The organism is Stenotrophomonas sp. FSL W7-1447, assembly GCF_037966425.1.
Lineage (GTDB): Bacteria > Pseudomonadota > Gammaproteobacteria > Xanthomonadales > Xanthomonadaceae > Stenotrophomonas > Stenotrophomonas pavanii.
This window is the reverse complement of sequence record NZ_CP150199.1, coordinates 1,374,897-1,387,389: the sequence shown is the minus strand read 5'-3', so window position 1 is coordinate 1,387,389 and position 12,493 is coordinate 1,374,897. Positions and strand designations below refer to the sequence as shown.

Genomic DNA, 12,493 nt, shown 5'->3' with positions numbered 1-12,493 from the left:
AGCGAAGAATTGAGACCCTCACTGAAGAGGCTGTTGCGCGGATAGGCGCTGATATGGTCATAGGGCGCACTGACCGCGGTGGGTACGTTGATCTGAAAGCCGTCTATGATCCGCCGATATTCATGCACTTTTCAACTAAATTCGCTAACTCAGCTAGCGATGAAGAGATCCGATCGATATTTTTGCATGAGGCGGTACGGTCTACAGTTTGGGACGCACGCACTGCTGCATGGACTTCTGGAAGCGTCTTCTCGAACTCTTCAGTTGGAATATCTGCTCTTCTATCCTCGGACGGAGCGCATTTCACATCACCTGAGCTACAGGCCTTCGCAGCGGATAGGACTGCTGAGCTCCCTTGGGTTGCAAGCCTCACGATTGAACAAACGCTTGCACTGCGTGACGCCGCCAGCCTCGCCCTTCCCCAACTCCGCGAATTCATGGCACGCAGGCTGTCCGGCTTAGGTGAATCGGACGAACCGAATCGACAGTGGCGGGAAATCGTGGAAGAGCTAAGGGAACAAGCGGCGGAAGTTCGTTCAGAATTAGAGGCTGCAACGACCCGATCCCCCTCTCTTAGTCGAAACTCTGCGGGAGTCCTGGGCTTAGCAGTAAGCGCAGCGTGCCTTATCGGCGACGGCCCCATTTCTGCACTCGGCGGGCTACTGGGAACACTCGGTTTATTGCACTCCATGGATAACAGACATTCATTCGAAGCGAAGACCAGGCCGGGTTATGTGCTCGTCTCTGCAAGAGATATCCTCGCGCACGCCCGTTAGCGGAACACAGTGAAAAGATGGAAAGCCGTCAGAGAATTGGCCTCCTGCTGCTCCCCGACATCAAAGCGGCATTCGCACACACCAGAAACCATGCAATCATCGAAGAATAGAATGATACGTAATCGCAAGGAGGGCGCGTGATTAGCAATCGAGTCAAGGAAAGGATTGGCATCAATGAGGTTCGCAGCACTGTAGAAAATCTTTGGGAATGCGGCTGGCAGGAGTATGGCGCACAGAATGACGATGCAATTGACGGGGTCATAATTATGAGAAGGGGTACGAAGCGCCCCTCCGACACCGGCGGCATCGTTTTTACCCAAGTCAAGTGCGGCGGGAACGGCTATCGCAAAGACCAGGCCCAATATCCAGCGCACATCGGCGTCGCGCTAGGACCAGATTACATCGCCACCCACATGCCTCGATGGATCAGAGCGCCGGGACCATGCGTTCTGATCTTTGTTGACGACACAACTGGCCGAAGGTCGCCGGAGTCATGGTGGGTCGACTTGAGACAGGACTGCATTTCACCGACGAACAAAGGAATTGTATTAATTCCCAGAGCCCAGCGATTCGGCGAGCACAGCAAGGGAGATTTCCACAGGCTGTGCGGATCTGGAACGGTAGACCGCCTCTTGGATCGAATCAACCTGGAGCGACGTGAGTCACTCATACCAACCCTAGGAAGAAATGAGTCCATCCGCAGAGATGCCAGGTATTTCTACAGGCATTGGCAGCAAGATAAGGCCAGTCAGATAAATCCTATCCTTGGCCCCATTCTTGTTAATCGTGTTGGGTGGAAGCACATCACCCGCCGTGGAAGATTACCAGAACGGATTGTTCAATCTTGGATGCTGCTTGGCGCAGCGAAAGCTATGATTATGCGTTGCACACAAGTTTATACACTTGGTCACGCATCTGAAGAACAGTATGAAGATGGAAACATTCTAGTGACGGATTACCTAGGGCTACGCGCAAAGGTAACATTCACCTACAGACATCAATCCATCTGCCAAGTCGTGCTAAAGAGAACACGCCTTATCCGCCCAAACAACGAAAATTCAGAACGGCAGAAAATTTGGTTTTACTCCATATACGAAACGCGACGAGGCCGAGAGAACGTCTAAAAAAATGGAGGTACGCTCCCCGACGTCAGCTACCGGAAAAGACCGAGCGAAAAATCACGCAAGAAGGTGATACGCCATTACTCTTCAAGGGCAACTGGGTCGGGGAACGCACAGGAAAATTATCACACTGCGGTACTTCACTTCAATGTATCGGTCGAAGGTCGCATTAAAAGTCATAGGACAACCTCCATGCCCAGTAACGCCAACAGGGCCCTCTCTTCCCCATCGTCTATGAGGAGCGACTAGCTCTCGTGCTGACTCTGCCTCTCCCGCTGGAGACTGTGCAACCTAAGTACTGACCAGCACGGAGGTGCCTAACGCCAGGCGGCTTCGCAGTACTGATGCAGTTACCCAAGGCACCACAGATGACCGGACTCCTCTTGGAACAACAACTTAGCCAACCCCAACTGGCAGCCAGGGTGCCGATAAGTGCCTTGTAAGCCAGGGAGCCGCCACATTGAGCCGATTCGGATCCGTGAAGCGCCAGGGAAAGCCAGGTGGTGCCCACGCCTGCTTTCAAGGCGGACAGCGGCTTGCGGTGTATGCGCCCCGGAACCGAACCTACGTGTAGTACCTCTCATTGACGTTGCGGTTGCAGGCAAGACACTTTCGATATGCGCCAAAACGCCCAGGACGCTCCCGTCCCAGCAGGCCACCGCATTCACAAACCAAAGCGCTGCGCCCTTGATCCCAGCGCCAAAGCCTTAGAGTAGCGACAAGTGCAAGGGTGACTGATACCGCGATAGCCAACGTCGGGAGCCATCGCGCCATCGCATAGACCCCTGCAAGCATCGGACTCTGCCGGAGCATTCCCAACGGCAGCATCAGCAGCAACCCCAGCGCCAAAGCCCCAAGTGAGGGCGCATACATCCTTACCATCATCCACGTCCAACGATCCATGTAGCCGTCCCGGTGATTGTTTTATGCATCCTTGAGCATATCGGTCGCACGGGATGAGACTTGAATGGCGAACTTTCTTTGCCGCCCGCATAAGGCCGAACACCATCGTGCGCTTCATACAAAGAAGCCATGCCTTACGATTGCAGGCACAGGCTCGTGCACCGCCGCCCGCATGTTGCACGTCAAGCTCAGGGCACATGCGCTTTGATAGCGCTTTGTATGGGCTATACACCAACCTCCAAGATTTCCAAAACGCGCTTACACGGCCAAGCCCCCATGCAACCTCGCGGCCAATTACGCCGTCGATCAATGAGGACTGCGGTTTACAGCAAGCCACATGACCATCCGAGTAGCCATTGAATCGACCATGTGTCATGTGGATCGCCATAAACACTGCATACATGGCGAGCAATCTATACATCACAGCGATTGCCGGGAGGTTGCGCTCATAAGCGGCCTGCAGGATGATCGCCAGGGTTCACCAGAAGCTCACTGAGCGCGCCGCAGGACCGGCCAGCAACACCCCTACACAAACACCGGTAGGATTGAACACAGCGGCTTACAGGTCATCCTAGGTAGCTCCGGTGCACGCTCTCCACACAATCCCGGCTATAGTTTTCTGCGCGTCCCCGAAGGGGCGCGCATCTGGGCCCAAGGTGGGAGGGCCGAAGGCCCGAGCACCTGTGGGACCAGTCACGGGACATCAACGTTGCCATCCCAGTAAAGATCTACCTTCTCAAAGAGAAGGTAGTTGCTCTTGATTTATAGCTCTTATGGGGCTGCTGACAAGCAAGCTCGTTTGAGCGCGTATGATCCTATTGGCGCTCGCTATGCAGCCAGTTTTCGCCGTTGCTCCTCGCGATGCTTGCGCTGGCTGTTCCGGTTCTGCTCACGCCTCCTGTCCGCACGGGGATCGCCTGAGACGCCTGCCGCGTTCAGCGCGCGTGTCACCTTCCGCTTTACGCTCGAGCACTGCACAGCGAATGGGCAGTTGTGACACGGCATATCCCGCACGTCGCTACGATTGCCGATGCACGCCGGAGCGTATCCTTCAGGCGCTTCGTTGACCTCAGCAGGCTCGGCGACCATCGCCAGCGCATCCCGGACCATGTCTTCTTCAAACATCGCCTTGGCACGCGCCTCTGTCAGCGGTCCACCAGCCCCAAGATACCGCGCCAATCGGGCGGGGCGGTCCCTTGCATGCAGCACATCGGCATTCAATGCCCGCATTGCCGCAGCATGCACGGGATCTTCTCCAGACGGCTCCATAAAGAAGCGCCGATCCCAAGCGGGCAAGAACAACCGTTCACCAGTCTCAGCCCAGGTGGGGTGTCCTCGCATCCATGCGCCGAACAACTTCCCGGAAATCAGCTGGTTTGGCAATGGTGGACGCTTCGCCTTTCGGCCCACGATCCATCGTTCCATGATGATCTCGCAGAACAGATCGTACGGCATTCCCAGTTCGTCAGCCTTCTGACGGGCCCGCCACAAGCTGGTAATAACCGACCTGTCGTTCAATGCGAGACTTGGCGCACAGGGCTGCTTGCGCGGCGCTTCGGAATGGTCAAAGTGACGCGCCCAAGCAGCACGGTACGCAGCGATGTACGCCTCCGTGAACGCCTGCGTGGCCTGCACCGGGGACATGTAGCGGTTCCCGATCCAACGGGTACGCAGCAACAATGCTTCTTTGGCAAGCAAGCATTTATCGATGTACGTGCGCTGGAAGACCAGCTCTCCCACCTGTCGCTTCACGGGATCAGCCGACTTAAGCGCGCGTTGATACGAGGCATCCCTGCTCTGCGCCCCCACCATGTTCTTCGCAGACGCCTTCTTTCGGGCCGGGTTAGGCCGTTTTGCCTTTGCCTTCCCGCCCGTCGCGCCTGACTTCTTGTTCCTAGCCATTCTCCTGCCCTCCTCGATAAAGACAGTGTTATACCGACCGGGCCGATGAAATCGCCGGTCTTCTTATGTTCACTAGCGCGGCGCGCCCGGACGCTTCCACTGCGGGCGCGCAATGGATGACGCGAGTCAGATGAAGGAACGGCCCCCAAGCGGTTGGATCGCGCTATCGCCAAATGTGACAGCCTGAACTTCACCTGGTCCCAGGCCATTCCTAGCCATCATGCTCCTTAGTGACGTTAGGCGCAGAGGGGCCCCTCCGCACCCAACATGGTCGCCAAGGGCCGCTACCGGCTCTGACCTCAGCGACTGACGGCGTCGAGCTCCATCACGTGCAGCTGTACTTCAGCAGAGACAAGCATTGCGGGAGTGATGCGCTTCTTGCCGCAGTGGCGCAGGTAGGTCACAGCACGCTGAACGTAGGCGCGGTAGTTGATGCCCGTCATGTCAACCAGCTGACGGGCCCTCCAGATTGCGCGAAACATCGGTTCGTCGCAGACACGCAGGTCGTAGCGACGGTCAGCGGCACCCGTGTTGAGCTGGATCACCTTGGCGAACTCCATCGTTGCCTCAAAAGCAGTCATGTCGCGACACGCAGAATCCCGTCGCGCCTTGCAGCAATCTTCCGCAGAAAGCGATTCCGGGCCCATGATTTCCTCGGCAATGCTGTACTGGGCGACGCGAGATGCCTCGTTACCTTCGCGCCGCGCAGCAAACAGGCGAGTCGAGCGCTCGATGCAGCTATTCTTCTTCATTGAATTTTCCCTTCTTTTGTCGCGGTTGCCGGGGGCATCCGTCGAAAGCAATATTGAGGGCGAATAATTTGGGGGACTCATTGAAGTCGAATAGTCCGCCAACCTAAGATGTGGCATGACAACGGCGCCCTACACTCCCCTAACGCACGCTGAGTTCAAGGATCTTTTCATCCCTGCCAATGACCTAACCGGCGAGTTAGACGCCAAGTTATTGATCTACAAGCCCATCAAGCTCTCCGCTTCCGCATTGATGGTGCTGGATGCGGTCGCTCGGACGTGCTCCTCTATGGCCAGGCCACCGACCCGCGCCAGCTTAGCCCGACTCGTGAAGGTAAGCCCCTCATCAATGTCCTCTCTTGTCGCCCGACTGATCAAAGCAGATTTGCTTGAAGAGAAGCCACTTGATGACCGGTCTTGGGCACTTCAGATAAAGCTGAAGGGCCGAACCCTGCTTGCCAAGGCATCCGTTGACTGGGAGGATTGCTTCGAGAGGGCCAAATGCGATCTGTCGCCGCTAGAGTGGCAACAATTGTTCGAGACGATCAAAAAGCTCAACACTGCACGGGAGAAAAGGCGGATTGAGGAGAGGGCAAAGTACATGCGGGCTCCCTGATGTCACAGGCATACACGTAGCAGGCGATCGCACGACAGTCAGCACGGTGCGTCATGCTATGTATGGAGTGATTCTGCCGACGACGCCACTTCGCCGCTTATGCACTGCGACTTTTGCGCACCACCTAGGACTTCGTGTTTTGGACGCAACTCGTCCGCACCCGCAGTAAAAGCCCAATGTCTGCCAATACGCACCAATCGCTGCACAAGGCTCGCCTGGTGAAGCAGCTACACCCCTGCATCGACAGTCCTCGGACAGCCCCACATTGATCGGTAGCGCGATTCTAGAGCGTCTATTCTGCGCAGCTAGCCCGGTGGCTGTGACAGCAACCAGGTGACACATCAGCTAGCATAAAAAGGCCCACTGACGTTGCCATCAGTGGGCCAGGTTGCGACGTATCTGGTTGCTCAGCGAGGACGAATGCCAAAGCCAAGTAGCACGGTTCCAGCGACGGTCAACGCTTGCCCTACAGCAAGCGCGTGCATGTTCGCTATGTTGCTGTAGCCGCTTGCTGATGGGTTGATCAGGAAGTAGAGCCCGATCCCAAGCCCAGCTAGACCCAACACCACGCACAACGTCGCAGACCCAAGCTCCTGCCCTGCGCTCGCGGTAGCGCGATTCGATTCAACAATTTCCTTGGGCAGGTCCGCATAGCACTTAGGACACTTCGCGGATGATCTACCCGAGGGGATGGCAGCACGGCAAGCCGGGCATTGATAAAGGTTAGTTGCTGGATCGCTGGTTTGCATGTTCTCTCCTCCATGATTGGATGCACTGGGGTTTCCGACGTCAGCCACCCGCTGGACTACCCACCTGAGCGTCCTTGACCAGATCACGCAATGCAGCGCGTTGCTCATCGTCCAGGCTGTATTCGGTATCGCAGACCCGGACCTCGATCCTGTTGGCACCGGTGAAGGCCCCTGCTTCTGCCAAGGTCATCTTCTTGCCGAACGAAAGGATTGCGTACTCGTATCGATTGAAGGCGGGCATGTCGCTGGGAAGCGAAACAGCCCTTCCGTCCACAAGCATGTCAAAGCCTGTACCGGCGCAGCGAACGTCATAGGACATGTTGAAGGTGAGGATGGCCGAGACGGTGAAAGAGTCCGACTTCGTTACAGCGCGGTCTCCGTCTTCTACGCTGTACAGGCTCAGAGAAATGCCCCTGCTGGTCTTCGACAGCTCCGATAGCTCCACTTTGCCCTCGTAGGAGGTTCGATCCTTGAAACGGTCGTATGACCGCTGTTGTTGAGCCACTACCTCCCCGGGAACAACAGCCGTCAGCACCAACGACATGACGGCAACATGCGTAATCCGGTTCTTCATCCCAACGTCCCCGACTGAGCGCTGACGGGCCCGGCCACCCCTTGCAGCCAGTCACACCTCGCACAGCGCCATATACTGATATGGTAATGACTTCTACTGATCAGGTATATGGCCCATGCTGCTGCAGGTTCACAGACCGTTACCTCCGCGTGCCCTCGCCCACTGTCATTACTGCAACGTTTTCCAAGCGGCTCTCCGAAGCTCGAGCACTGCGCGGGCTCTCCCAGCGCGCGCTGGGGGCGCTGGTGGATAAGGACCAGGACAAGAACCGGGGTGCCGTGCTGATCAACAGGTACGAGCGCGAACGAAACCAAGCCGACATGACCAAGGCTGCGGAGTTGGCCAAGGCATTGGATGTACCGGTCGCCTACCTGTTCGCTGAGGACGATGACCTAGCTGCAGCGATCTTGGCGTTCGCCAAGCTTCCCACTGCGGAGCGCCAAAGGATGCGGGAAGAGCTCGAGCGTTTGGCTGGGGAGCAGCGGGACTAGCCCTCTCACGCCGCCAACTTGGCGACAGCGGCCGCCAGTGTGTCCGGGGCCAAGTGGGCGTAACGAAGAGTCATGGTGATGTCAGCATGACCCAAGAGCTCTCGCACAGTGTTCAGGTCCACCCCTGCCCGCACCAAGCGTGATGCGAAATGATGGCGCAGATCATGGAAGCGGAACTCTTCAATGCGGGCATCGGCTATGAGTTTGCCCCACCCCTTCTTGATGTCGGTCACGTCGAAGACCTTGCCCGCAAGGCGCTCGCCCGCTTGCCCAGCCCAACGCTGCAGGACTTTCGAGGCTTCGACGTTCAGAGGGATGTGACGCTGCCTGCCGGACTTGGCGTTCTCCGCCTGGATGGTGAGCATCTTTGCTTCCCAGTTGATATCGGCCCATGTCATCGACAGTAGCTCACCCCGTCTCATACCGGTGTTCATGGCTGTAAGAACCACGGGCGTTAGGTGATCGACATACCCATCCATCGGCAAATCAGGCAGAACCGCCTGCCGGTACTTACGTCGGGTCGCATTGGCGTTCGCCCTGCCCTCTACACCAGCAAGATCGCGCGCTGCCAGCGCGGCCCGGAGCATTGCCTCTTCATCAAGGGACAAGAAACGCACGACCTTGCGGCTAGCTGCTGATCGCTGACGCATGCCCATGAGGGGGTTAGTCTCGATCAGCTTCCACTCCACAGCCCGCGACAAGGCAGAACGCAGGCAAGCAAAGTCGCGCGCTGCGGTAGCCTTGGTGACGGCATCAGGACCAGTGACACGTCCGCGCCACCAGCGCTCCATGGTCGGCACGTCAATCTCTACGATCTGACGGCACAACAGCCACGGGAACACGGATCGGATGCGATCCGGATACTGACGACCACCCTTGAGCTCAGCCACAGCCCAAGGCTCGAAGTGATCATTGAGTAGCGTCTCGAGCGTGCAACTGGTGGGCTTGGTCTTCGCAAGCGCGGGCAACCCGGACTGAACGTACTCAGCGACAGCCTGCCGAGCTTGGTCGCGGGCCTGATCAAGCGACAGATGTTCGACCGAGCCTAAGGTACGACGCTTACCATGCGCCCAGGTCACGATCCAAGCTTTGTGCCCTGAGGGCTGCACTCGCAAGATCAGGCCGCGAACCTGAGCGTCCCTGAGCTCATAGGGGCGCTCTCGGGGCTCAGCTGTGAGAACGATGCGCTTGGTGAGGGGTGATGACATTGGGCGGAGCGTCCGTAAGTGGCGATAAGGCCAACTTAGGACAGGATGCGAGGCGGTGCTTGGATGAGGATCGTCCGCAACCTTCCGACTATCATTCAGCTCCCCCCAAAAAAAACGGGCGGCTGCAATAGCCACCCGTTCTCAGGCGTTACGGAGTTCAGTTCGCAATCCACCCGTGACCGCGCCAAAAACTGCACTAGTCAAACTCTTTCCATACCTCAAGAAAGACTTGATGGCACCACTTGCAAGACCAGCAGCCTTGCGAATTACACGTACTGAATGGCTAACAATTCTCTTCATAAAACCTCCTGTTACTACTCGCGCGATAATTTCACTTGCAATGAACTGCAGAACAAAACTGAGCCCAGGAAATAGACTATCGAACGCGTTGCACAGGAAGAAGCGAACAGCTACCGCCCCGCATCCCCAAGGGAATACTTCCGCCAGACCCAAAACCCGGCATCTGACGGCTCAATATGATACCCGAAGCTGCAACTAAGTCAATCAGCACCGCATACGTCAGAGAACCAGTTGATCAAACCGATCATTCAGTATGGTTCTAGAGGCATCGTAGTGAATCGCGGAAGTTGACTTAACCAACATTTCCAAATCCACGTCATCCAGCACGATCATGTAGCCGCGCCCATCCTTTGCGGTGTCTCTGCACATTGCATCAATCTTCTTACGGTCACTAACTCCCCGGCATATTAAAATTCCAACTTGGCCACCAGACTTTGAAAAGCGTCCGGACAATTGGTCGAGCTCCGGATTCTTAACATCCTCCGTATAATTTTTGAATTCAACGAAGACGTAAGGCGCGGTATAGTGCTTTGAAAGCCAACTGAAGAAGCCAGCCGTGGCTGAGTTAGAAAACCGGAGATCGACAATCTTCCGCCCCTGATTGATTGGGGCTTGACGCACGGGGTGTATGAGAGACGGGTAAAGCAAGGCCGAAAGGAGGCCTTCGACAGCTCGCTCATAATCGTGGGCGTGGGCTCTTCCAGGAGGGACAGCTACCACCTTCTTATAGAGATCGTACAATTGAACGTTCGCGACGTTCTCAATCTCTGCAAACGTACTATTACTGATCGGAGGCGAAGGATCTGCCGATTTCGCCTTTTTATACTTGGCGAGGACATCAGGATTGTCCTCCGTCAATTTTGCTACAGCATTTTTGTCTTTACCATAGTGTTTCATCAAAGCGGTCTTCGTAACCCTTCGCTTCTTACTCTTCAGCACTTCTACCAGGCCAGATCCACTGGCCAAGTGTTGTTTCTGTAGTTCCGGCAACAAGTAGTGCCGATAGTAGGTCCCAGCGTCGTAAGCACCCGCGAGTCGAACAATCGACTTGGGGACCAACACGAGACTCTCGCCCTTCGGCATGGGAAGCTCTACATGCCTAGCCACCCAGTTTTGCGCTTGCATGTCCCAGCATGGGCCTGATGAAACATTTGCGACCATAGGAATGCCGTAGTATCGGCACATGTCTTGAGTGTACTCAATTAGCGGCGCTCGGATTATGTTGCAGACCGCATCAGAGATCATGTCAGCACCCACGCCTTCGATGAGAAGGGCAGTATCTTCCAAGTCAGATAGCACCCCAGACTTCGCGGCTTTGCTTGTCAGAAGTGACTCCCACACTGACCCTGCAGATCCCTTGCCGAATGCGTGGCCACGCGACTTACCAGATGAATACCCAAGATGAAAATCATTTCTTTCGTTCAACGACCCAAGTAGCGAGACAGCCCTAGTCTTGTCGCCCTTTTGCACCGCAGTAAGAACATTGCTAAAGAAGTTCTGAAGGAGTGCCACGCACTCACTAGACCACGGAGTGTCCATTGCCCGAATTGCCGTGGGCTCCACAAAAACTGGAAGATCTGTATCCAAAGGAACGTCAACGAAATCGAGCTCTGCCTGCTTTCGTTTTAACTTGTACTGCTGAGATACGCGCATCCTATCCCCCCTGTGCTGGCTTCACTGCCAAAGCGGAACGTACCTCATCAAGGACTACCTTGCTACTATCATGCGAATTCGCCGAGCTACCGGGGGGACGCTCGATCAGTGAGGCAGTTAGGCGCTTCCATGTAAGTTGGAATGAAGCCAAGTGATCAGGACCAACCCGCTCTATTCGCGTGGACGTGAACGATCCTCGATAGAGACCATGAGCGTCGACCAATGATCGGCTTGCAGCGAATCCCTTTCGCATCAAATAGTTCCAACATCCGCCCAAACAAAAAGCCCCGACCTGAGCCGGGGCTTTTCATGCAACTGGTGCCGGAAACAGGAGTCGAACCTGCGACCTACGCATTACGAATGCGCCGCTCTACCAACTGAGCTATTCCGGCGTAGCCCGCGATTTTACGGGCTGCGCGCCCCGGCGGTCAATCCACCCCGCTCAGCTCGCCTCCACCCGGTTCGCACACGCCCGCCCCCCGGCAAAATCTCGCAGGTTCCCCAGCGTGATCGCCGAGATCTCCTGCAGTGCCTCCACGGTGAAGAAGCCCTGGTGGCCGGTCACCAGCACGTTGGGGAAGGTCATCAGGCGCTGGAAGGCCTCGTCGTCGATGATCTCGCCGGACAGGTCCTGGAAGAACAGCGCGCTTTCCTGCTCGTAGACGTCGATGGCCAGGTGGCCCAGCCGCCGTGACTTCAGCGCGCGGATCACCGCATGGGTATCCACCAGCCCGCCGCGCGAGGTGTTGACCAGCATCGCGCCGGTCTTCATCCGCGCCAGCGAGGCGTCGTTGATCAGATGCTGGGTATCGGGTGTCAGCGGGCAATGCAGCGACACGATATCGGCGCGCGCCAGCAGCTCCTCCAGTCCAACCCCTTCGCCCACGGCAGCAAAGGCCGGCGATGGATACGGGTCGTACCCCAGCACGGTGCAGCCCATGCCGTGGAAGATGCGCGCGGTAGCCAGGCCGATCTTGCCGGTGCCGACGATGCCGACCGTGCGCCCGTGCAGGGTGCGCCCGAGCAGGCCATCCAGCATGAAGTTGCCCTCGCGCACGCGGTTGTAGGCGCGATGGGTCTGCCGGTTGAGCGTCATCACCAGCGCCAGCGCGTGCTCGGCCACGGCTTCGGGGGAATAGGCCGGTACCCGCGCGACGAACAGGTCCAGCGCTTTCGCGGCGGCCAGGTCCACATTGTTGAAGCCGGCGCAGCGCAGCAGCACGGCGCGCACGCCCAAGGCATGCAGCGCGTGCAGAACCGGCGCGTCCAGGCGGTCGTTGACGAACACGCAGACGGCAACGCAATCCTGCGCCAGCGCTGCGGTATGCACGTCCAGCGCGGCATCGAAGTACACGAAGGCAAAGCCCTGCCCGGCCGCATCGCGCTGGTTGGCCTCGTCGAGGAAACGACGATCGTAGGGGCGGGCACTGAAAACGGCGATCTGCATGGAG

9 protein-coding genes and 1 tRNA gene are annotated in these 12,493 nt (G+C 57.0%); 2 read left to right on the top strand and 8 right to left on the bottom strand.

The window, feature by feature from the left end; translation table 11 throughout:
* Window positions 1-772 precede the first annotated feature (772 nt).
* From NSQ78_RS06460 to NSQ78_RS06450, 3 genes are all read right to left on the bottom strand, one after another.
* Window positions 773-1,150, bottom strand: coding sequence for a hypothetical protein (locus NSQ78_RS06460; protein ID WP_308306328.1), 378 nt, complete (start codon window positions 1,148-1,150; stop codon window positions 773-775).
* Window positions 1,151-3,628: 2,478 nt separating this feature from the next.
* The gene (locus NSQ78_RS06455; RefSeq protein ID WP_154803400.1) at window positions 3,629-4,702 is read right to left on the bottom strand and encodes a bZIP transcription factor; all 1,074 of its coding nucleotides are present in this window, start codon (window positions 4,700-4,702) and stop codon (window positions 3,629-3,631) included.
* Window positions 4,703-5,001: 299 nt separating this feature from the next.
* Complete coding sequence (locus NSQ78_RS06450; protein WP_064237910.1) at window positions 5,002-5,454, bottom strand: hypothetical protein; 453 nt, start codon at window positions 5,452-5,454, stop codon at window positions 5,002-5,004.
* A 115-nt stretch (window positions 5,455-5,569) separates the two neighbouring features.
* On the opposite strand from NSQ78_RS06450, the gene NSQ78_RS06445 reads away from it, so the two are divergent.
* On the top strand, window positions 5,570-6,067 hold the full coding sequence (locus NSQ78_RS06445; RefSeq protein WP_064237909.1) for a MarR family winged helix-turn-helix transcriptional regulator: 498 nt from the start codon (window positions 5,570-5,572) through the stop codon (window positions 6,065-6,067).
* 789 nt (window positions 6,068-6,856) lie between these two features.
* On the opposite strand, the gene NSQ78_RS06440 is transcribed toward NSQ78_RS06445, so the two are convergent.
* Window positions 6,857-7,390 carry a hypothetical protein gene (locus NSQ78_RS06440; RefSeq protein WP_064237908.1) on the bottom strand — a complete coding sequence of 178 codons (534 nt, stop codon included), beginning with the start codon at window positions 7,388-7,390 and terminating at the stop codon, window positions 6,857-6,859.
* Between the two features lie 149 nt (window positions 7,391-7,539).
* On the opposite strand from NSQ78_RS06440, the gene NSQ78_RS06435 reads away from it, so the two are divergent.
* On the top strand, window positions 7,540-7,881 hold the full coding sequence (locus tag NSQ78_RS06435; RefSeq protein WP_064239627.1) for a helix-turn-helix transcriptional regulator: 342 nt from the start codon (window positions 7,540-7,542) through the stop codon (window positions 7,879-7,881).
* 5 nt (window positions 7,882-7,886) lie between these two features.
* Here the strand turns inward: NSQ78_RS06435 and NSQ78_RS06430 are convergent, their stop codons facing one another.
* The 4 genes from NSQ78_RS06430 to NSQ78_RS06415 form a co-directional block, all read right to left on the bottom strand.
* Window positions 7,887-9,089 (bottom strand): site-specific integrase, encoded by a 1,203-nt coding sequence (locus tag NSQ78_RS06430; RefSeq protein WP_064237907.1) that lies wholly within the window; start codon window positions 9,087-9,089, stop codon window positions 7,887-7,889.
* A gap of 519 nt (window positions 9,090-9,608) precedes the next feature.
* On the bottom strand, window positions 9,609-11,042 hold the full coding sequence (locus tag NSQ78_RS06425; RefSeq protein ID WP_064237906.1) for a hypothetical protein: 1,434 nt from the start codon (window positions 11,040-11,042) through the stop codon (window positions 9,609-9,611).
* Window positions 11,043-11,358: 316 nt separating this feature from the next.
* Window positions 11,359-11,434: transfer RNA gene (locus tag NSQ78_RS06420), tRNA-Thr, on the bottom strand.
* A gap of 50 nt (window positions 11,435-11,484) precedes the next feature.
* Window positions 11,485-12,489 (bottom strand): 2-hydroxyacid dehydrogenase, encoded by a 1,005-nt coding sequence (locus NSQ78_RS06415; RefSeq protein WP_064237905.1) that lies wholly within the window; start codon window positions 12,487-12,489, stop codon window positions 11,485-11,487.
* Window positions 12,490-12,493: the final 4 nt, after the last annotated feature.

Coding starts and splice junctions, on each gene's coding strand:
- NSQ78_RS06455 (WP_154803400.1), bottom strand. CDS start 4,702: ATGGCTAGGAACAAGAAGTCAGGCGCGACGGGCGGGAAGGCAAAGGCA.
- NSQ78_RS06450 (WP_064237910.1), bottom strand. CDS start 5,454: ATGAAGAAGAATAGCTGCATCGAGCGCTCGACTCGCCTGTTTGCTGCG.
- NSQ78_RS06445 (WP_064237909.1), top strand. CDS start 5,570: ATGACAACGGCGCCCTACACTCCCCTAACGCACGCTGAGTTCAAGGAT.
- NSQ78_RS06440 (WP_064237908.1), bottom strand. CDS start 7,390: ATGAAGAACCGGATTACGCATGTTGCCGTCATGTCGTTGGTGCTGACG.
- NSQ78_RS06430 (WP_064237907.1), bottom strand. CDS start 9,089: ATGTCATCACCCCTCACCAAGCGCATCGTTCTCACAGCTGAGCCCCGA.
- NSQ78_RS06425 (WP_064237906.1), bottom strand. CDS start 11,042: ATGCGCGTATCTCAGCAGTACAAGTTAAAACGAAAGCAGGCAGAGCTC.
- NSQ78_RS06415 (WP_064237905.1), bottom strand. CDS start 12,489: ATGCAGATCGCCGTTTTCAGTGCCCGCCCCTACGATCGTCGTTTCCTC.